The sequence below is a fragment of the Immundisolibacter sp. genome, from assembly GCF_014359565.1.
Taxonomy (GTDB): Bacteria; Pseudomonadota; Gammaproteobacteria; order Immundisolibacterales; family Immundisolibacteraceae; genus Immundisolibacter.
Genome location: NZ_JACIZD010000001.1, coordinates 32856 through 52814, shown reverse-complemented (window position 1 = coordinate 52814; position 19959 = coordinate 32856). Strand labels below are relative to the sequence as shown.

The 19959-nt window shown below is 68.7% G+C and carries 18 protein-coding genes and 2 tRNA genes; 12 read left to right on the top strand and 8 right to left on the bottom strand.

All coding sequences use genetic code 11. From position 1 onward, the window contains the following. Window positions 1–9: 9 nt before the first annotated feature. The 3 genes from tig to H5U26_RS00240 all read right to left on the bottom strand — a co-directional run bounded on the left by tig (window position 10) and on the right by H5U26_RS00240 (window position 1621). Complete coding sequence (tig, locus tag H5U26_RS00250) at window positions 10–1293, bottom strand: trigger factor (protein WP_290615586.1); 1284 nt, start codon at window positions 1291–1293, stop codon at window positions 10–12. A gap of 34 nt (window positions 1294–1327) precedes the next feature. Further along, a tRNA-Leu gene (locus H5U26_RS00245) sits at window positions 1328–1412 on the bottom strand. Between the two features lie 122 nt (window positions 1413–1534). Further along, a tRNA-Leu gene (locus H5U26_RS00240) sits at window positions 1535–1621 on the bottom strand. A 79-nt stretch (window positions 1622–1700) separates the two neighbouring features. Here H5U26_RS00240 and queA point away from each other — a divergent pair. The 5 genes from queA to secF are packed head-to-tail and all read left to right on the top strand — an operon-like array spanning window position 1701 to window position 7064. Beyond that, window positions 1701–2747, top strand: a complete 1047-nt coding sequence (queA, locus tag H5U26_RS00235; RefSeq protein ID WP_290615585.1) for a tRNA preQ1(34) S-adenosylmethionine ribosyltransferase-isomerase QueA — start codon at window positions 1701–1703, stop codon at window positions 2745–2747. Continuing rightward, window positions 2744–3859, top strand: coding sequence for a tRNA guanosine(34) transglycosylase Tgt (tgt, locus tag H5U26_RS00230; protein ID WP_366055867.1), 1116 nt, complete (start codon window positions 2744–2746; stop codon window positions 3857–3859). Before queA ends, tgt begins: the two co-directional genes overlap by 4 nt. A 60-nt stretch (window positions 3860–3919) precedes the next feature. Continuing rightward, entirely contained in the window at window positions 3920–4258 is a 339-nt protein-coding gene (gene yajC / locus H5U26_RS00225) for a preprotein translocase subunit YajC (RefSeq protein WP_366055866.1), read from the top strand. 9 nt (window positions 4259–4267) lie between these two features. Next, window positions 4268–6139 carry a protein translocase subunit SecD gene (secD, locus tag H5U26_RS00220; RefSeq protein ID WP_290615582.1) on the top strand — a complete coding sequence of 624 codons (1872 nt, stop codon included), beginning with the start codon at window positions 4268–4270 and terminating at the stop codon, window positions 6137–6139. 4 nt (window positions 6140–6143) lie between these two features. Further along, complete coding sequence (gene secF, locus H5U26_RS00215; protein WP_290615581.1) at window positions 6144–7064, top strand: protein translocase subunit SecF; 921 nt, start codon at window positions 6144–6146, stop codon at window positions 7062–7064. Window positions 7065–7202: 138 nt separating this feature from the next. Here the strand turns inward: secF and H5U26_RS00210 are convergent, their stop codons facing one another. Next, the gene (locus H5U26_RS00210; protein WP_290615580.1) at window positions 7203–7931 is read right to left on the bottom strand and encodes a UDP-2,3-diacylglucosamine diphosphatase; all 729 of its coding nucleotides are present in this window, start codon (window positions 7929–7931) and stop codon (window positions 7203–7205) included. A gap of 21 nt (window positions 7932–7952) precedes the next feature. Then, window positions 7953–8468: a peptidylprolyl isomerase gene (locus H5U26_RS00205; protein ID WP_290616827.1), complete on the bottom strand. Its 516-nt coding sequence runs from the start codon at window positions 8466–8468 to the stop codon at window positions 7953–7955. Window positions 8469–8664: 196 nt separating this feature from the next. Between H5U26_RS00205 and cysS the strand changes: the two genes are divergently transcribed. After that, entirely contained in the window at window positions 8665–10041 is a 1377-nt protein-coding gene (gene cysS / locus H5U26_RS00200) for a cysteine--tRNA ligase (protein ID WP_290615579.1), read from the top strand. Between the two features lie 66 nt (window positions 10042–10107). Here the strand turns inward: cysS and H5U26_RS00195 are convergent, their stop codons facing one another. Together H5U26_RS00195 and htpX are read right to left on the bottom strand one after the other, a co-directional pair. Then, window positions 10108–11331, bottom strand: a complete 1224-nt coding sequence (locus H5U26_RS00195) for a DUF1015 family protein (RefSeq protein WP_290615578.1) — start codon at window positions 11329–11331, stop codon at window positions 10108–10110. A 78-nt stretch (window positions 11332–11409) separates the two neighbouring features. After that, window positions 11410–12282 (bottom strand): protease HtpX, encoded by an 873-nt coding sequence (gene htpX / locus H5U26_RS00190; RefSeq protein ID WP_290615577.1) that lies wholly within the window; start codon window positions 12280–12282, stop codon window positions 11410–11412. Between the two features lie 340 nt (window positions 12283–12622). Here htpX and H5U26_RS00185 point away from each other — a divergent pair, with 340 nt between their 5' ends. Beyond that, window positions 12623–13378: an alpha/beta hydrolase gene (locus H5U26_RS00185; protein ID WP_290615576.1), complete on the top strand. Its 756-nt coding sequence runs from the start codon at window positions 12623–12625 to the stop codon at window positions 13376–13378. A gap of 15 nt (window positions 13379–13393) precedes the next feature. On the opposite strand, the gene parE is transcribed toward H5U26_RS00185, so the two are convergent. Then, complete coding sequence (gene parE, locus H5U26_RS00180; protein WP_290615575.1) at window positions 13394–15274, bottom strand: DNA topoisomerase IV subunit B; 1881 nt, start codon at window positions 15272–15274, stop codon at window positions 13394–13396. 135 nt (window positions 15275–15409) lie between these two features. Between parE and H5U26_RS00175 the strand changes: the two genes are divergently transcribed. The 5 genes from H5U26_RS00175 to H5U26_RS00160 all read left to right on the top strand — a co-directional run bounded on the left by H5U26_RS00175 (window position 15410) and on the right by H5U26_RS00160 (window position 19897). Continuing rightward, window positions 15410–15646 carry an exodeoxyribonuclease VII small subunit gene (locus H5U26_RS00175; RefSeq protein ID WP_290616825.1) on the top strand — a complete coding sequence of 79 codons (237 nt, stop codon included), beginning with the start codon at window positions 15410–15412 and terminating at the stop codon, window positions 15644–15646. A gap of 8 nt (window positions 15647–15654) precedes the next feature. Continuing rightward, a complete protein-coding gene (ispA, locus tag H5U26_RS00170) occupies window positions 15655–16563 on the top strand; it encodes a (2E,6E)-farnesyl diphosphate synthase (RefSeq protein WP_290615574.1) in 909 nt (302 codons plus the stop codon). A gap of 58 nt (window positions 16564–16621) precedes the next feature. Next, window positions 16622–18661: an NADPH-dependent 2,4-dienoyl-CoA reductase gene (locus tag H5U26_RS00165; RefSeq protein ID WP_290615573.1), complete on the top strand. Its 2040-nt coding sequence runs from the start codon at window positions 16622–16624 to the stop codon at window positions 18659–18661. Window positions 18662–18785: 124 nt separating this feature from the next. Further along, window positions 18786–18989, top strand: coding sequence for a hypothetical protein (locus H5U26_RS14865; RefSeq protein WP_366055853.1), 204 nt, complete (start codon window positions 18786–18788; stop codon window positions 18987–18989). 101 nt (window positions 18990–19090) lie between these two features. Further along, window positions 19091–19897 carry an enoyl-CoA hydratase/isomerase family protein gene (locus H5U26_RS00160; RefSeq protein WP_290615572.1) on the top strand — a complete coding sequence of 269 codons (807 nt, stop codon included), beginning with the start codon at window positions 19091–19093 and terminating at the stop codon, window positions 19895–19897. Window positions 19898–19959 lie beyond the last annotated feature (62 nt).

Here is a 19959-nt window from a genome sequence, read left to right as displayed (position 1 = left end):
CGTTCGGCTTCAGGTGGCGACGGTGTCGTCGAAGGACAAGACCTCTTCGGTGACCTGCACCTTTGACAGCACCCAGTCGACCAGTTGCTCTTCGAGCGCCATGTTTTCGATTTCCTGCAGGCGCTCCGGCTGGCTGTAGTACCAGTTGATCACCATGTCCTTGTCGTCGAAGCCGGCGGCCATGCGCTCGATTTCGGCGCGCACACGAGCCGGGTCGGTCTTGATGCCTTCGCGCCGGGTAATTTCAGCAAGCAACAGGCCAAGTTTGACCCGTCGTTCGGCTTCAGCCTCGTAGGGCGCCATGTCCGCATGCGGATCGACGGCCGGATTGCGCTGCTGGGCCAGGTGGGCGAGGCTGTGCGCCTCCTCGTGCACCAGGCGGCGCGGCAGGTCGAACTGGTGTTGCTGCTCCAGCAACTGCATGACGGCCGCCTTGCGGCGCCGGCGCAGCGCGGTCGTCAGCTCCTGGTCGAGCCGCTCGCGCAGCCGCGCCCGCAGCGCATCCAGGTCGCCATCCTCGATGCCGAAGGCCTGCACGAACTCGACGTTCATTTCCGGCAGCGCGATTTCCTGCACGGCCTTGACGGTGACCGCGAACTGGGCATCCTTGCCGGCCAGGGTGTCGCGCGGGTAGTCGGCCGGGAAGGTGACCTTGACGGTCCGCTCCTCACCGGCGCTGGCGCCTAGCAACTGGTCCTCGAAATCGCCGATCAGGGTGCCGCTGCCCAGAACGATCGGCACGTCCTGCGCGGTGCCGCCTTCGAAGGCCTCGCCGTCGATGGTGCCGACGAAGTCGATCATGACGCGGTCGTCACGGGCGGCCGGACGGGCGACTTCGGGCCACTCGGCGCGCTGGCGGCGCATGCGGTCGAGCATTTTCTCGACGTCGGCATCGGTCACGGTGGCGGTGGGCAGGCTCAGCGTCACGCCGCTCAGGTCCGCCAGGGTGATGTCCGGAAATACCTCGAAACTGGCCGAGAAGCGCAGCGCCTCGCCGCCATCGGCGGGTTCGGCGCGGATGTCCGGGTTGCCGGCCGGGCGCAACTGGTGCTCGCCCAGGCCTTCGATGAACTTGCCCTGCAGCAGCTCGCCCACCACCTCGTCGCGCAGGCGCGCCTCGTGCTGGCGGCGCACCACCGACAGCGGCGCCTTGCCGGGGCGAAAGCCGTTCACGCGCACCTGGCGCGCCAGCTGGTTCAGGCGCGCGGCGACCTGTTGCTCGATCTCGTCCGCGGGCAGGGTCAACGTCAGGCGACGCTGCAGGGCGCCGGTGCTTTCCAGGGAAGTGGTCATTACGGATTCGGGAGGTTGAGTAAATGGGAGGCAATGGTGCGAAAGGAGAGACTCGAACTCTCACGGGTTGCCCCGCTGGTACCTAAAACCAGTGCGTCTACCAGTTCCGCCACTTTCGCAAGGCAAATCGTCGTTTTTTCAGCGCGGCAGTATACCGAAGGCGCCCGGGGCTGTCGGACGGTCCGCGCTGGCCTCGGCCTGCTGCAGTCGGCGCTCGAGCGGGTGATGCCGGCGGATTTTCTGGTGCCGGGAGAGAGAATCGAACTCTCACGAGGTTACCCCCACCAGATTTTGAGTCTGGCGCGTCTACCGGTTTCGCCATCCCGGCCGGGAGGGGCGCCTAGTATGGGCATCCGGCGGGCCGGACTCAAGCCGCCGGTGTGCCCTCTGCTACCATCCGCGGCCCCATGCGGCGCCAGGACTTCACATACGCATTGCCCGAGGCGCTGATCGCCCAGCAGCCGCTGCCCGAGCGCAGCGCCAGTCGCCTGCTGCACCTGCCGGCCGGATCGGCCGTTCGCGACCTTGCCTTCACCGACCTGCCATCCCTGCTGCGCGCCGGTGACCTGCTGCTGCTGAACGATACGCGCGTGATTCGCGCCCGGCTGCGCGGCCGGCGGGCCAGCGGCGGGCGTATCGAGGCATTGATCGAGCGCCTGGCGGGCGATCGGGAAGCCCTTGTTCAGCTGCGCGGCGGCAAGTCGCTGGCGGCCGGCGCGCGCCTCGAGTTTTTTGGCGGCGGGCAGCGGGTGATGGCCAGCGTCGGTGATCGCGAGGGCGAGTTCTGGCGCCTGCATTTCGATCTGCCGCTGCGCGAGTGGCTGGATGAGGTGGGCGAACTGCCGCTGCCGCCGTACATCAGCCGCGCCGCGGACGCGCTCGACGACAGTCGTTATCAGACCATCTACGGCCGCCATCCGGGTGCGGTCGCGGCGCCCACCGCGGGACTGCACTTCGACCCCGAAACGCTGGCGCAGGTCCAGGCCGTAGGCGTCGAGATCGGTTACTTGACGCTGCACGTGGGCGCCGGCACCTTCAAGCCGGTGCGGGTGGACGATCTGGCCGCCCATCGCATGCACGCCGAGCGGGTGGTGGTGCCGGCGCAGGTCTGCGCGCAGGTGGCGGCCACGCGCGCGCGCGGCGGGCGGGTCATCGCGGTCGGCACGACCGTGGTGCGGGCGCTCGAAAGCGCGGCGGCCGGCGGGGCGCTTGCGCCCTTCGACGGCGAAACGGCGCTGTTCATCACGCCCGGCTACCGGTTTCGGGTGGTCGATGCGCTGCTGACCAATTTCCATCTGCCCGAATCGACCCTGCTGATGCTGGTGTGCGCCTTCGGTGGTTATGCGCCGGTGATGGCCGCCTACCGACATGCCGTGCAGCAGGAATACCGCTTTTTCAGCTACGGCGACGCGATGTTCGTGGAACGGCCCGTGGAGCCGACAGCATGCCCCTGAGCTTTGAACTGCTGGCCACGGACGGCGCGGCCCGCCGCGGCCGGCTCAATTTCGCGCGCGGTGTGGTGGACACGCCGGCCTTCATGCCGGTCGGCACGCAGGGCACGGTCAAATCCCTGACGGCGCAGGAAGTGGCCGGCGCCGGCGCGCAGATCCTGCTTGGCAACACCTTTCATCTGATGCTGCGCCCGGGCGTGGACATCGTGCGCCGGCACGGCAGCCTGCACGGGTTCATGGCCTGGCCGGGGCCGATCCTGACCGACTCCGGCGGCTTTCAGGTCTACAGCCTCAAGACGCTGCGCAAGATCAGCGAACAGGGGGTGTGGTTTCGCTCGCCGGTGGACGGCAGCCGCGTCTTCCTGGGGCCGGAGGAGGCGATTGCCGTGCAGCACGGCCTGGGTAGCGACGTGGTGATGATCTTCGACGAATGCACGCCCTACCCGGCCGATCACGCTACCGCGCAGCGGTCGATGCAGCTGTCCCTGCGCTGGGCGGCGCGCAGCCGGGTCGCGCACGGCGATCATCCGGCAGCCCTGTTCGGCATCGTCCAGGGCGGCGTTTACGAGGACTTGCGCGCCGCCTCGCTGGCCGGCCTGCAGCAGATCGGCTTCGACGGCTACGCCATCGGCGGCCTGTCGGTGGGCGAGCCGCGCGAGGACATGCTGCGGGTGCTCGATTTCCTCGGCCCGCGCCTGCCAGCGGGCCAGCCGCGCTACCTGATGGGCGTCGGCACGCCGCAGGACATCGTCGAGGCCGTGCGCCGCGGCGTGGACATGTTCGACTGCGTGATGCCGACCCGCCACGCCCGCCACGCCTATCTGTTCACCGACAGCGGCGTGCTGCGCCTGCGCAACGCCCGCTACCGCGACGACACCCGTCCGCTGCAGGAGGGCTGCGCCTGCTACACCTGCCAGCATCACAGCCGCGCCTACCTGCGGCATCTGGACCAGGCCGGCGAGTTGCTGGGGATGCGTTTGAACACGCTGCACAACCTGCATTACTACCAGACCCTGATGGCCGGCCTGCGGCAGGCCATTGCGTCCGGCACGCTGGCCGCCTTCGTGACCGACTTCTATACCCGCCAGGGGTTGCCCATACCCCCTGTGGCATAATCCGGCGCCTTTTTGTGGGGGCGGCAAACGCTCCGCTGTTGCAGGAACAACCGCATGTCGATGTTCATCCAGAACGCCTTTGCCGAGCCGGCGCCCGCGGCTGCTGCCGGTGCCGGTGCGCCGCCGGGCTTCGAGAGCATGTTCTTCGTGCTGGCCCTGTTCGTGGTGTTCTATTTCATGATGATCCGGCCGCAGATGAAGCGGCAGAAGGAGCACCGCAAGATGATCGCCGAGATCAAGGTCGGCGACGAGGTGGTGGTGGCCGGCGGCCTGGCCGGGCGCGTGGCGCGTGTCACCGAGCAGTATCTGGCGGTCGAGATTGCCGACGGCGTCGAGGTCAAGGTGCAAAAAGGCGCTGTTGGCCAGTTGCTGCCCAAAGGGACGCTGAAGTCCATCTGAGCCTCAGCGATGAACCGCTACCCCTGGTGGGCCAATCTGCTGATCGCCCTGGTGTTGGCCGTGGGCGCCCTGTATGCCTTGCCGAACTGGTACGGCACCGATCCGGCGCTGCAGATTTCCGGCCAGCGTGGGCGGGCGGTGGATGCCGTCACGACCGAAAAAATCACGGCTGCGCTCAAGGCCGTTGGTGTTTCGCCCAAGTCGCTGACGCCGTCCGCCGATGGCGTCACGCTGCGTTTTGTCGACACCGACCAGCAGCTGAAAGCACAGGACGCCGTGCGCGACGCCCTGGGTCAGGACTACACGGTGGCCCTGAACCTGGTGCCGGCGGCGCCGCCGTGGCTGTCGCGCATCGGTGCGCAGCCGATGTTCCTGGGTCTGGACCTGCGCGGTGGCGTGCATTTCCTGATGGAAGTCGACACCGCCTCTGCGGTGCGCGCGGCCGAGGAGCGACTGGTCGATGACCTGCGCCAGCTGCTGCGCGAGGAAAAGCTGCGTTACGAGTGGGTGCGCCGCGTGGCCGAAGGCGAAACCAGTGGCGTCGAGCTGCGCCTGCGCTCGGCCGAGGACGTCGGCAAGGCGCAGGCGCTGATCGCCCGCACACATCCGGAGCTGGTGGTCGACACGGCGGCCGACGACGGCCAGCGCCTGATCGGGCGTCTCGGCGATCCCTACCGCAGCGAGGTGCGCCGCCTGGCGCTGCAGCAGAACATCACCACGCTGCGCAACCGCGTCAATGAGCTGGGCGTGGCCGAGCCGATCGTGCAGCAGCAGGGTGACAGCCGCATCATCGTCCAGCTGCCGGGCGTGCAGGACACGGCCCGTGCCAAGGAAGTGCTGGGCGCCACCGCCACGCTGGAATTCAAGCTGGTGGACGAGGAGCATGACCTGGCCGGCGCGCTGGCCGGGCGCGTGCCGCCTGGTTCGCGTTTGTATCCGCTGCGCGCCGGCGGGCAGATCCTGATCAAGGACCGGGCCATCCTGACCGGCGAGTACATCACCGACGCCGCCTCGGGCTTCGACCAGCAAAGCGGCGGGGCGGTCGTGCACGTGTCCCTCGACGGTCGCGGCGCCGGCATCTTCGAGCGCGTCACCGGCGAGAACATCGGCCGCCGGCTGGCGGTGGTGTTCATCGAGAACACGACCGACACCGTGCGCGGCGCGGACGGCAAGCTGGAGCGCCGAAGCCGCCGCACCGAAGAAGTCATCACGGCGCCGGTTATCCAGGATCGCCTCGGCCGGCGTTTCCAGATCACCGGCATGAACAACGCCCGCGAGGCGCGCGACCTGGCGCTGCTGCTGCGCGCAGGTTCCCTGGCGGCGCCGCTGGCCATCGTCGAGGAGCGCACCATCGGCCCGAGCCTGGGCAAGGAGAACATCGACAAGGGCGTGCGCGCGGTGCTGGCGGCGCTGCTGCTGGTAGTGCTGTTCATGGCCATCCGCTACCGCACGTTGGGCATGATTGCCAACCTCGCCCTGGTCGGCAACCTGCTGCTGATCCTGGCCATCATGTCGCTGCTGCAGGCCACGCTGACCCTGCCGGGCATCGCCGGCATCGTGCTGACGCTGGGCATGGCGGTGGACGCCAACGTCCTGATCAACGAGCGCGTCCGCGAGGAACGGCGCAACGGCAACTCGCCGCAGGCCAGCATCGCGGCCGGCTACGAGCGGGCCTTCGGCACCATCCTGGATGCCAACGTCACCACGTTGCTGGCCGGCCTGCTGCTGTTCATTTTCGGCACCGGTCCGGTCAAGGGCTTCGCCGTCACGCTGTCGATCGGCATCGTCACCACGGTGTTCACGGCGGTGTTCGTGACGCGTGCCATGGTCAACCTCATCCAGCCGCGCGCTCGCCGCGCGGCAGCAGCCGCGCGGGGCTAGGCCAATGGCACAGCAAGCTTTCAAAGTCGACTTCATGCGCTATGCGCCGGTCATGCTGACGCTGTCCGGCGTGCTGGTGCTGGTGTCGGTGTTGGCGCTGGCCGTACGGGGCCTGAATTTCGGCATCGACTTCACCGGTGGCACGCTGGTCGAGGTGCAGTACCCGGCGCCGGTGGAACTGGCGCAGGTGCAGGCGGCGCTGGCCGGCCACGGCCTGGAAGGCGCAGTGGTGCAGTATTTCGGCACCCGCAGCGAGGTACTGGTGCGCATTCCGGCGGGTGTGGCCGGCTCCACGGGCGAGCTGAGCACACGCGTGCTGGAGGCGCTCGGCAGCGGCGGTCAGAACATCACCCTGCAGCGGGTGGAGTTCGTGGGGCCGCAGGTCGGCGATGAGCTGGTCACCAACGCCGCGCTGGCATTGCTGTACGCCATCCTGGCCATCGGCGCCTACGTGGCGTTCCGCTTCGAGTACCGCTTCGCCATCGGCGCCGTCGTGTCGCTGGCGCACGATGCCATCATCACGGTCGGCTTCTGCGCGCTGGTCGGGCTGGAATTCGACCTGACTGTGGTGGCGGCGGTGCTGACCGTGATCGGTTACTCCATCAACGACACGGTGGTCATCTATGACCGCATCCGCGAGAACTTCCCGCGCATGCGCAAGGCCAGCACGCGCGAGGTCATCAACCGCTCGGTCAACGAGACCATGACGCGCACCATCGCCACCACCGCCACCGTGGTGCTGGCGCTGCTGCCGCTGGTGCTGTTCGGCGGCGATGCCATCCACAGCTTCTCGCTGGCGATGCTGATCGGCGTGCTGGCGGGCGCCTACTCGACCATTTACGTGGCCAGCTGGTCGCTGCTGCCGACCGGTCTGTCGGCGCGCGACATGATCGCGCCGGTCAAGGAAGGCGCGCAGACGCCCTGAGGCGGGTTTGCATCGCGGATGATGCAGGAGCCCGGCCATACCGGGCGATGAGGTTCCCGCACGAATCAGGGGGCAGCGAAGCTGCGCACCGGAGTGTGGGTCACGCGGCAGGGCGCCGATTCCCTCTACGGGCCTGGTTCAGCCGACGATGTCGGTCGCGTTACAGCCCATGTTGAGCGGCTGCGGCGCGCCATCGGCCGGCCAGATCAGGGCGCTTTCTTTCTCGAACCACGGACCGAGCACCACCCGCCGGCCAGCCGGCAATCGGTGCACGCCGGGTCGGTGTGTGTGGCCATGCAGCAGCAGGCCGGCTCCCGCATCGATCAGGGCCGCATTGGCGGCATCGGCATCCACATCCATCATCGCCGCCGGTTTGCTGGCGGTCGCGGTGCGGCTGCCGTCCTGGAATTCGCGCGCGATGGCGATGCGCTGTTCGGCCGGTTGGGCCAGAAACTGCGCCACGAACGCCGGCTGGCGAATGCGCTTCCGAAACGCCTGGTAGTCCACGTCGGCCAGACACAGCGCGTCGCCGTGGGTCAGCAGCAGGCGTTGGCCGGCGTGTTCGATGACGGTCGGGTCGGGCAAGGGGCGGGCGCGCGTTTGGGCAAAAAACGCATCGCCGATCAGAAAGTCGTGATTGCCGACCATGATGCGCGCCACGCCGCCGCGCTCGTCATAGGCACGCAGTGCGCCGATGACGGGCCGGTAGCGCGGCAGGTCCAGATCGTCGCCCAGCCAGAGGTCGAACAGATCGCCCAGCACGTACAGCTCGCTGTGCGCGCCGAAGCCCTGCAGGAAATCGACGAAGCGCGCCTGATCCAGCGCGTCCGCACGCAGGTGCAGGTCGGCGATGAAGATGCGCAGCATCGGCAGCCGCGTTGCCCGCCGTTATTCGGCGGCGTCGAGCACTCGCGCCGATTCGATCACGACGGCCTGTTTGGGCACGTCCGAGCCGAACGGCCCGGCAGCGCCGGTCGGCAGGGCGACCATCGCATCCACCACGTCCATGCCGGCGGTGACCTTGCCGAACACGGCGTAGCCCCAGCCCTGGCGGGTCGGCGCGGTGAAGTTCAGGAACGCGTTGTCGGCCACGTTGATGAAGAACTGCGCGCTGGCCGAGTGCGGCTCGCCGGTGCGCGCCATGGCGATGGTGCCGCGCAGGTTCTGCAGGCCGTTGTCGGCCTCGTTCGTGATCGGCGCGTTGGTGGGCTTTTGCTGCAAATCAGCCGTGAAGCCGCCGCCCTGGGCCATGAAATTCGGGATCACGCGGTGGAACACGGTGCCGTTGTAGTGTCCGGCGCGCACGTAGTCGGTGAAATTGGCCACCGTCTTGGGCGCCTTGTCCGGGTACAGCTCCAGGGTGATGGCGCCGAGGTTGGTTTCGAGCAAGACATTGACCGGCATGGCAGTGGCTTCCTTGGCAGGAGCGGCCAGCGGCAGCAGGCCAAGCACCAGGGACAGGAGCAGGCGTAACGGCATGGCGCGCAGCGGGAGAGGTAAAACGGGGTGGCTACTCTAGCATGGGGCGGGCGGCGTCCCGGCGGGTCCGCGCAGGCCACGCGGTATCATTCCGCGCCCGTTTTTCCGACCCGGCCCACGCATGCTGATTCACAACACCCTCACCGGCGACAAGCAGCCGCTGCGCCCCCTGGTTCCCGGCACGGTGCGCATGTACGTGTGCGGCGCCACGGTGTACGACTACTGCCACGTGGGTCACGCGCGGGTGTTCGTGGTGTTCGACATGGTGGTGCGCTACCTGCGCCACCTGGGCTTGACGGTTCACTATGTGCGCAACATCACGGACATCGACGACAAGATCATCCGCCGCGCGGCCGAGAACAACGAGTCCACCACGGCCCTGACCGAGCGCTACATCGCCGCCATGCACGAGGATCTGGCGCGGCTGGGCGTGCTGCCGCCGGATCAGGAGCCGCGCGCTAGCGAGCACATCGGCGACATCGTGCGCATGATCGAGATGCTGATCCAGGGCGGCCACGCCTACCGGGCGGACAACGGCGACGTCTACTACGCCGTGCAGAGCTTCGACCGCTACGGGCAGTTGTCGCACCGCGTCATGGAGGATCTGCGGGCCGGCGCGCGGGTGGAGATCAACGAGGCCAAGGCCGATCCGCTCGACTTTGCCCTGTGGAAGGCCGCCAAACCGGGCGAGCCGGCCTGGCCCTCCCCGTGGGGCGCCGGCCGGCCGGGCTGGCACATCGAGTGCTCGGCCATGTCCACGGCCTGTCTGGGTGCCCATTTCGACATCCACGGCGGCGGGCACGACCTGATCTTTCCGCACCACGAGAACGAGATCGCCCAGTCCGAGGCGGCCACCGGCGAGCGCTATGTCGACATATGGATGCACAACGGCTTCGTGCGCATCGACGACGAGAAAATGTCGAAGTCGCTCGGCAACTTCTTCACCATCCGCGAGGTGCTGGCCCGCTACCAGCCGGAAGTGCTGCGCTTTTTCCTGCTCGCCAGCCACTACCGCAGCGCGCTGAACTACTCCGATGCCGCGCTCGATGCCGCCCGCGAGGGCCTGACCCGCTGCTACCTGGCGCTGGCCAAGGCCGGTGCCGCCACGGGCGCGGAACCTGATCCTGACTATGTGGCGCGCTTCGATGCCGCCATGCAGGACGACTTCAACACGCCCGGCGCCATCGCGGTGCTGTTCGAGCTGGTGCGCGATCTGAACCGCGCGCAGGAGCCGGCGGCGGTGGCCCGCCTGGCCGCGACCTTGCGCCACCTGGGCGGCGTGCTCGGTCTGCTGCAGGACGATGCGCAGGCATTTCTGAAGGGCACCGTTGGTACCGAAGGCCCGTCGGATGCGGAAATCGACGCCTTGGTGCAGGCCCGCATCGACGCCCGCAAGGCGCGCGATTTCGCGCGGGCGGATGCCATCCGCGCGCAACTGGACGCGGCCGGCATCGTGCTGGAGGACGGCCCGTCGGGGACCGCCTGGCGGCGGCGCTAGGCACGGCCTGCCGCCAGGGAAGTTCCCGAGCCGCAGAGAGTCTGCGAAGCGGGCTCGGCTGCGGGCTCAGTCCAGCAAATGGCTGACCATGCCGTCGGCCAGTTTCGGTTCGAACCAGGTCGATTTGGGCGGCATCACCTGGCCGGCGTCGGCCACCGCCATCAGGTCTTCGAGCGAGGTCGGATACAGGGCGAAGGCCACCGCCATCTCGCCGCTGTCCACCCGGCGCTGCAGTTCACCCAGGCCGCGGATGCCGCCGACGAAATCGATGCGCTTGTCGCGGCGTGGGTCGCTGACGCCAAGAATCGGCTCGATCAGGTACTGGTGCAGCAGGCTCACGTCGAGCCGGCCCACCGGATCGGCCGGCACCCGGCCAGGTTTCAACGTGAGCCGGTACCACTGGCCGCCGAGGTACATGCCGAATGTGTTGGCAGCCAACGGGCGCGCCTCGCCGGTGACCGGTTCGATCTGGAAATGCTCGGCTACGCGCGCCTTGAAGGCGGCCTCGTCCAGACCGTTCAGGTCGGTCAGCAGGCGGTTGTAGTCCAGAATCTTCACCTGGTCGTGCGGAAAGCTGACGGCCAGGAAGTACCAGTGCTCGGCATCCGCCGGTCCGCCGCGCTGGGCGGCCACGCGCGAGGCGGCGGCGCTGCGGTGGTGGCCGTCGGCGATGTACAGCACGCCGAGCGCCTCGACCGCCGCGCTGATGGCGGCGATGTCGGCGGCGGCATCGATCACCCACAGCGTGTGGCGCACGCCGCCATCGGCCACCACGTCGGCCGCCGGCTCACCCTGGCTGGCCCGAGCCAGCACGCCGTCCAGCGCCGCCGTGGCGCGATGCACCAGGAACACCGGCCCGGTCTGCGCGTTGCTGGTGTCGATGTGCCGCACGCGGTCGTTTTCCTTGTCCGGGCGGGTGAACTCGTGGCGGCGGATGCGGTTCTCGTCGTAGGCCTTGACCGAGGCCGCCAGCACCAGGCCGAGCTGCGCGCGCCCGTCCATCACCAGCCGGTAGGCGTAGTAGCAGGGCGCGTCGTCCTGGCGCAGCACGCCGTCGGCGATCATGCGCCGCAGGTTTTCGGCGCCCTTGGCGTAGACGGCATCGGCGTAGGGATCGGTGTCCGCAGGCAGGTCCACTTCCGGCCGCGACACGTGCAGGAAACTCAGCGGCCGGCCCTCGACCATGGCGCGCGCCTCGGCCGTGTTCATCACGTCGTAGGGTGGGGCGATGATCTGGCTGGCGCGTCCGGGAGCCGGGCGCAGACCACGAAACGGGCGAATCAGGGACATCGGGCAATCCTCGAAACGAACAAACAAAAAAGCGCCTGGCTCCGGCGGGAACCAGGCGCTGGTTGATTTGATACGCGGTCAGGCCGCCTGTTGCAGGGCGGCGATGCGCTCTTCCAGCGGCGGGTGCGACATGAACAGTCGCGAGATGCCCTTGCCGCCGGAAATGCCGAACGCGGCCAGTTGCTCCGGCAGCACTGGCGGTTCGTGGGCGGCCTTCAGGCGCTGCAGGGCCGCGATCATCTTGCCGCGCCCCGCCAGCTGGGCGCCGCCGGTGTCGGCGCGAAACTCGCGCTGCCGGCTGAACCACATCACGATCACGCTGGCGACGATGCCGAACAGCAGCTGCGCCACCATGGTGGCGATGAAAAAGCCGGCGCCATGACCGTCCTCGTTGCGAAACACGGCGCGGTCGATGAACTGCCCGACCAGGCGCGACAGCACGATCACGAAGGTGTTCAATACGCCCTGGATCAGCGTCAGGGTCACCATGTCGCCATTGGCGACGTGGCTGATCTCGTGGCCCAGTACGGCCTCGGCCTCGTCGCGCGACATGGCGCGCAGCAGGCCGCTGCTGACGGCGACCAGCGCGTTGTTGCGGCTCATGCCGGTGGCAAACGCGTTCACGTCCGGCGCATCGTAGATGGCCACTTCCGGCATGCCGATGCCGGCCAGCTCGGCCTGCCGGCGCACGGTGTTCAGCAGCCAGGTTTCGGTGTCGTTGCGGGGCTGGTCGATGACCTGCGCGCCGACCATGCGCTTGGCGGTCCACTTGGACATCGCCAGCGAAATGAACGCGCCGCCCATGCCGAACACCGCGGCGAACACCAGCAGCGGTGCCATGCCCCCCTGCTCCGGGCGAATGCCCAGCAGCGGCATGATGATGCTGAGGGCGACGCTCAGGACCAGCAGCACCGCCAGGTTGGTGAGGACGAACAGCACGATCCGCTTCATGGAAGCTCCTTGACTTGGCATCCGCGACGGGACGAACTGGCTGCCAAGATAGGGGCGAGGCGGGTCCGGTTCAAGTCAGGCGGGCAACACTCGGCGCGAAATTTCGCTACTCTCGCCCAGCCACCCGAACAGATGTGGCCATGACATCACGAAATGGCCCTGCCGAACGATCGTTTTCCGCAAGGTCAAAAAAATCGGGAGGGCCGAGGCACTCCCGATTGGAGGTTAAGAGGAGGAGAAACGACGTTCATTGCGAACGTCGGGACGAATCTTAAAAGCCCCCTGCCGATCCTGTCAACCTATTTTTTTGCGATCGCAAAATAATTTTCTGGAGCAGCTCTTGATCCCCGTCATGCAGTTCCTGGACCGCGGTTCCCATCGCCTCGCCTACGAGCAAATCGCCGGCCGCACGCCCGGCGTGCTGTTCTGTGGCGGCTTCATGTCCGACATGAGCGGCAGCAAGGCCACCGCCCTCGCCGATCATTGCCGGCAGCAGGGTCGCGCCTTCCTGCGCTTCGATTATTCCGGCCACGGCGCGTCCGGCGGGCGCTTTGCGGACGGCTGCATCGGCGACTGGCTGGGCGACGCGCTGGCGGTGCTGGATGAACTGACCGCGGGCCCGCAGGTGATCGTCGGCTCGTCCATGGGCGGCTGGATCGCCCTGCTGCTGGCGCTGGCCCGTCCGCAGCGGGTGCGCGCGCTGGCGCTGCTGGCGCCGGCGCCGGATTTCACGCAGGCGATCTGGGACGACGAGTTGACGCCCGACGAGCGCGAGCGCATGCAGCGCGACGGCCACATCGAGCGGCCGTCCGAGTACAGCGAACAGCCGTACCTGATCACGCGCCGGCTGATCGAGGATGGCCGCCGCCATGCGCTCCTGCATGCGCCGATCGACATCTCATGCCCGGTACGCATCCTGCATGGCATGCGCGACAGTGACGTGCCGTGGCAGCGGTCGATCACCCTGGTCGAGCGCCTGCAGGGCGACGATGTCGCGCTGACCCTGCTCAAGAACGGCGATCACCGCCTGTCGAATCCGGACGACCTGCGCCGTCTGACGGGCACGGTGGATGCCCTGTGCGAGCACGCGGACTGAAAGTCTCGCGCGCTCTTACACCTCCGCCAGGTCGCCCTTGTCCTCCAGCCAGCGCCGCCGATCCTGGGCGCGCTTTTTGGCCAACAGCATGTCGAGCAGGGCGTTGGTGTCGTCGCCGTCGTCGACGGTGAGCTGCACCAGGCGGCGCGTGTCGGGCGCCATCACGGTCTCGCGCAGCTGCGGCGGGTTCATTTCGCCCAGGCCCTTGAAGCGCAGCACGTTGACCTTGCCCTTGATCTTCTCGGCCGCGATGCGATCCAGCACGCCCTGGCGCTCGGTGTCGTCCAGCGCATAGAACTGGTGCTGCCCGACGTCGATGCGGTACAGCGGCGGCATGGCCACGAATACATGGCCGGCCGCCACCAGGGCCGGGAAATGGCGCACGAACAGCGCGCACAGCAGCGTGGCGATGTGCGCGCCGTCGGAGTCGGCATCGGCCAGCACGCAGATGCGGCCATAGCGCAGGCCGGACAGGTCGTTCGAGCCCGGGTCCATGCCCACGGCAATGGCGATGTGGTGCACTTCCTGCGAGGCCAGCACCTCGGCGCCGTCCACTTCCCAGGTGTTCAGAATCTTGCCACGCAGCGGCAGGATGGCCTGGAATTCGCGATCACGCGCCTGCTTGGCGCTGCCGCCGGCGCTGTCGCCCTCGACCAGAAACAGCTCCGTGCGCGCCGGGTCCTGCAGCGTGCAGTCGGCCAACTTGCCGGGCAGTGCCGGGCCGGAGGTGATGCGCTTTCGCACTACCTGACGGGCGGCCTTCAGGCGCCGGGCGGCACGGCTGATGACCAGTTCCGCCAGCTGCTCGCCGATCTGCGTGTGCGTGTTCAGGTACAGGCTGAACGCGTCCTTGGCAAGGCCCGACACGAAGGCGACGCACTCGCGCGACGACAGCCGCTCCTTGGTCTGGCCGGTGAACTGCGGCTCGCGCAGCTTCACCGACAGCACGTAGGCGACGTTCTCCCACACGTCCTCGGGGGCCAGCTTCAGGCCCCGCGGCAGCAGGTTGCGGAACTCACAGAACTCGCGGATGGCCTCTGTCAGGCCGGTGCGCAGGCCGTTGACGTGCGTGCCGCCCTGCGCGGTCGGGATCAGGTTGACGTAGCTTTCGGCGATCGTCTCGCCGCCTTCCGGCAGCCAGGTGACGGCCCAATCGGCGGCCTCGTTGGTGGCGCTGAAACTGGCCGTGAACGGCGTCTCCGGCAGCCGCGGCAGATCGCCCACGGCACTGCTCAGGTACTCGCCGAGGCCGTCCTTGTACAGCCAGGTCTCGGTGCCGCTGGGGTCCGTGAAGCTGACCTCCAGGCCCGGGCACAGCACCGCCTTGGCGCGCAGCAGGTGTTTGAGGCGCCCGACGTGGAAGCTCGGCTGGTCGAAAAACGCCGGATCCGGCCAGAAGCGCACCTCGGTGCCGGTGGTGCGCCGGGGCACCTCGCCAATCACGTGCAGGTCGGTGACCTTCTCGCCGTTGGCAAACGCCATCTTGTACTCGCGCCCGTCGCGCCACACCGTCACTTCCAGCCGCGACGACAGGGCGTTGACCACCGACACGCCCACGCCGTGCAGGCCGCCGGAGAACTGATAGGCCTTGTTCGAGAATTTGCCGCCGGCGTGCAGGCGGGTCAGGATCACCTCCACGCCCGGCAGGCCTTCTTCGGGGTGGATGTCGACCGGCATGCCGCGCCCGTCGTCGCGCACGGACAGCGAGCCGTCGGCGTGCAGGGTGACGGCGATGTGCCGGGCGTAACCGGCCAGCGCCTCGTCCACCGCGTTGTCGATGACCTCCTGCGCCAGGTGGTTGGGGCGTTCGGTCTGGGTGTACATGCCGGGGCGCTTGCGCACCGGCTCGAGGCCGGTCAGGACCTCGATGGAAGCGGCGTCGTAGGTTTGATTCATCAGGCTCGGGCGGGCCGCAAACGGCGGGCGGACGGGCGGCGCAGGGCTGCCGGGGCGGGCGAAGGGTGCGCTATGCTAGCCACTATGACCAGCAAGCGTAAGCCCGCGGCGCCGGCCGCCGATGCCACGACCGGCATGGAAGCGGCGCCGGCCGCGCCCGATTTCGAGGCCGCGCTGGCCGAGCTCGAGGCCCTGGTCGAGCAGCTCGAACGCGGCGAACTGAGCCTGGAGCACTCGCTGCGCGATTTCGAGCGCGGCGTGCAGCTTGCCCGCAGTTGTCAGCTGGCTCTCAAAAGCGCGGAACTTAAGGTCCAGCAGCTGGTCGAGCAGAACGGCCAGCTGCGCCTGGAAGGCTTCGAGCCGGCCGAATAGGCGCCCCGATGTCGATCGAAACGTCGATCGAAACGCCGCTGGAAGCATTTCTGGCAACGGTCCGCGCGCGCAGCGAAGCGGCGCTCGAACGCCTGCTGCCGCCGGCCGATTTACCCGTCGCACAGCTTGCCGCCGCCATGCGCTACGCGGCGCTGGGCGGCGGCAAGCGCCTGCGCGCGGCGCTGGTGTACGCCACCGGCGAGGCGCTGGGCGCCGATCGCGATGCCCTCGATGCCCCGGCGGCGGCCGTGGAGCTGATCCACGCCTACTCGCTGGTGCACGATGACCTGCCGGCCATGGACGACGACGACCTGCGCCGCGGCAAGCCGACCTGCCACCGCGCCTTCGGCGAGGCCACCGCCATTCTGGCCGGCGACGCGCTGCAGAGCCTGGCCTTCGAGGTTCTGGCCGATGCCGGCGTCATTCCCGTCGCGCAGCGCCTGGCCATGCTGCAGGAACTGGCCGTCGCCAGCGGCGTGCGCGGCATGGCCGGTGGGCAGGCGCTCGACCTGGCCGCCGAGGGCAGGCGTCTTTCAATCACCGAGCTGGAAGCCGTGCACCGCGGCAAGACCGGCGCCCTGATCGCCGCCAGCGTGCGCCTGGGCGCGCTTGCCGTGCTGGCGCCGCAGGCGCCGCAGCTGGCCGCTGTGGGCGAGTATGGGCAGGCACTGGGCCTGTGTTTCCAGATTCGCGACGACATTCTGGATGTCGAGGGCGACACCGCCACGCTGGGCAAGACCGCCGGTGCCGATGCCGCCCACCACAAGGCTACCTTCCCGGCGCTGCTGGGCCTGAACGGCGCCCACGACCGGGCGCGGCGCGAGTACCAGCGCGCGGTCGCTGCCCTGGCGTCGCTGGGCGCGGCCGGCGAGCGGCTGCGACAACTGGCTGCCTACAGCCTGTCGCGCCAAGCCTGAGAATCCGAAAAAACTCCAATCTGCCGCAGCACGGCAGGTCATCGAGGGGAAACAGCCGATGCACGCCCTGTATCCGCACCTGTTCGCGCCGCTGGACCTGGGCTTAACCACGCTCAAGAACCGCATCCTCATGGGCTCCATGCACACGCTGCTGGAGGACATGCCGGACGGGTTTCGAAAATCGGCCGCGTTCTTTGCCGAGCGCGCCCGCGCCGACGTGGCGCTGATGGTGACCGGCGGCTTTGCGCCCAACGACGAGGGCCGCCTGTCCGAAGGCAGCAGCGTGTTCAACCGTGCCGATCAGGTCGCCGAGCACCGCCTGATCACTGCCGCCGTGCACGCCGCGGACAGCAAGATCCTGCTGCAAATCCTGCACGGTGGGCGTTACTCGCGCCACGGCGCCCTGGTCGCGCCCTCACCGGTGCGCGCGCAGATCAACAAGCTCGCGCCGCGGGCGATGACCGAGGCCGACATCGAACGCACCATCGAGGACTTCGCCCGCTGCGCCGCGCTGGCGCGCGAGGCCGGTTACGACGGCGTCGAGATCATGGGCTCCGAGGGCTATCTGCTGACGCAGTTCCTGGTGCCGCGCACCAACCAGCGGGACGACGCCTGGGGCGGCAGCCTTCAGAACCGCCAGCGTTTCGCACTGGAAGTGGTGCGGCGCACGCGTGAGCGGGTGGGCGCCGATTTCATCCTCATGTACCGGCTGTCGGTGCTGGACCTGATTCCGGACGGCGCCGACTGGGCCGAGATCGTTGCCACCGCCCGCGCGCTGCAAGGGGCCGGCGTCACGCTGTTCAACACCGGCGTTGGCTGGCACGAGGCGCGCGTGCCGACCATCGCCCACATGGTGCCGCGCGGCGCCTTCACCTTTGCCGCGGCGCGCCTGCGCGGCGAGCTGTCGGTGCCGCTGATCGCCAGCAACCGCATCAACAACCCGGCCCAGGCCGAAGCCGTGCTGGCGCGCGGCGAGGCGGACATGGTGTCGATGGCGCGGCCATTCCTGGCCGACCCGCAGTTCGTGCGCAAGGCGCGCGAGGGCCGGGCGGACCAGATCAACACCTGCATCGCCTGCAACCAGGCCTGCCTGGACGTGATCTTCCGGGACCAGCTGTGCGGCTGCATGGTCAACCCGCGCGCCTGCCGCGAGACCGAGCCGCTGCCGGCGCCGGTGCGCACGCCGCAGCGCCTGGCCGTGGTCGGCGGCGGGCCGGCGGGGTTGGCCTTTGCCGCTGGCGCCGCGCAGCGCGGACATCACGTCACCGTGTACGAAGCCGCCCCGCAACTGGGCGGCCAGTTCAACCTGGCCAGGGTCATTCCCGGCAAGGGCGATTACGCCGAGACCATCCGCTACTACGCCCGCCAGCTCGAACTGCTGGGCGCCGCGGTGCGCCTGAACCATAGGGTCGATGCGCCGGAACTGATCGGCGCCGGCTTCGACGCCGTGGTGCTGGCCAGCGGCGTGCGACCGCGCCGGCCGGACATCGCCGGCATCGACCACCCGATGGTGCTCGACTACGCCGAGCTGCTGACCGGCAAGCGGCCGGTCGGCCAGCGCGTGGCCATCATCGGTGGCGGCGGCATCGGGCTCGATGTGGCCGAGTATCTGGCCCATGCCGACCCGCGGCAGGATCCGGCCCGGCCGGACATCGACGGCTTCTTGCAGATGTGGGGTGTGGACCGGCAGCTTGGCGCCCGCGGCGGCCTGCTGCCCGAGCCGGCGGCCGTGCCCAGTGCCCGCACGCTTTACCTGTGTCAGCGCAGCGAGGGCCTGCTCGGCCGCGGCGTTGGCATGACCACCGTCTGGGCCCATCGGCTCACGCTGCAAAAGCGCGGCGTGCAGGTGCTCACGGGCGTCGAGTACGCCCGGATCGACGATGCCGGGCTGCACCTGGCCGTGCAGGGCGAGCCGCGCCTGCTGGCGGTGGACAACGTGGTGATCTGCGCCGGACAGGAACCGCAGCAGGCACTGTTCAGCGCGCTGCAGGCAGCCGGCGTGGCGGCGTACCTGATTGGCGGCGCGCGTGAGGCCGGCGAGCTCAACGCCGTGCGCGCGATTGCCGAGGGAACGCAGCTGGCCGCCACGCTGGGCTAGGGACTACGATGCAGCCGAGGCGGCCTGGCGGAAATTCATGGCGTCGATGGCCTCGCACCGCAGTGTCTGTTTCCAAAAGGACATGCTCAGGCGGGTTCAGCAGCCCTGTAGCGGAGGGGCCAGTATGAAATTCGGCGTCCGAAAGCCGTCTCTGAGAAAGATGATCGCGGCGCGTACCTCTCCCGCCCGATTCATCCGCCACAACCTGGGCCTGAAAGCTCCCCGCGGTTGGGGCTGGCTGACGAACCCGAGGCGGGCCGCTTATAACTGTGTCTATTCGAGGACGACGTTCAGCCTCTGGGGCATTCTGACGAAGTTGCTGCGCTGACACTGGTGCGCGGCTGTTCATCCCGGCAGCCAAGCCGCCGGCATGCCGGTTCGTTGGTGAATGTCCTGGAGTGACTGGCCGCACACCCGCCGGAGCCGTCAATGCCCTACACCACGCTCGACTTCGTCGTTGCCGACGGCATCGCCACGCTGACCCTGAACCGTCCGCAGGCCCGCAACGCCCTGGACATGACCATGCGCGCCGAAATGGCCGACGTGGTCGCAGAACTGGCGGCGAGCACCCAGATACGCGCGCTGATCCTGACCGGCGCCGGCGAGCATTTCTGCGCCGGCGGCGATCTGCGCAGCATGAGCGAGCAGCGACGCCCGCCGCACGCCTCGCGCGGCCGGGTGAAGGCCGTGCACCGCTGGCTGCGCGATCTGGTGGATCTGGAAATGCCGGTCATCGCGGCCGTGGACGGCTCGGCCTACGGCGCCGGCTTTTCGTTCGCGCTGGCGGCCGATTTCATCCTGGCCACGCCGCGTGCCCGTTTTTGCGCCGTGTTCGGGCGCATCGGTCTGGTGCCGGACCTTGGCATGTTCCACCTGCTGCCGCGCGTGGTCGGCCTGGCGCGCGCCAAGGAGCTGATCTACTCGGCCCGCGTCCTGCCGGCCGAGGAAGCGCAGAGACTCGGCATCGTCTATGCCCTGCACCCGCCGCAGCAGCTGATGCCCGCCGCGCAGGCGCTGGCCAAGCGATTTTGCCACGCCTCGCGCGAGGCGCTGGGCCTGTCCAAGAACATCCTGAACCAGGCCCTGCACCTGGACGCGCACGCGCTCGAAGACCTGGAAAGCCATGCCCAGGCCGTATGCATGGGCACCGACTACTACCAGGACGCCGTGCAGCGCACGCTGGATCGCCAGCCGCTGGCCTTCGACTGGGAGCGTTTGGGGCGGGAGGGTGAGTAAGCGCCTGCCGGGCAGGGTCAGCGCCGCTCGATTTGACCGGCCTGCCCCCCAGGCATAGTCTT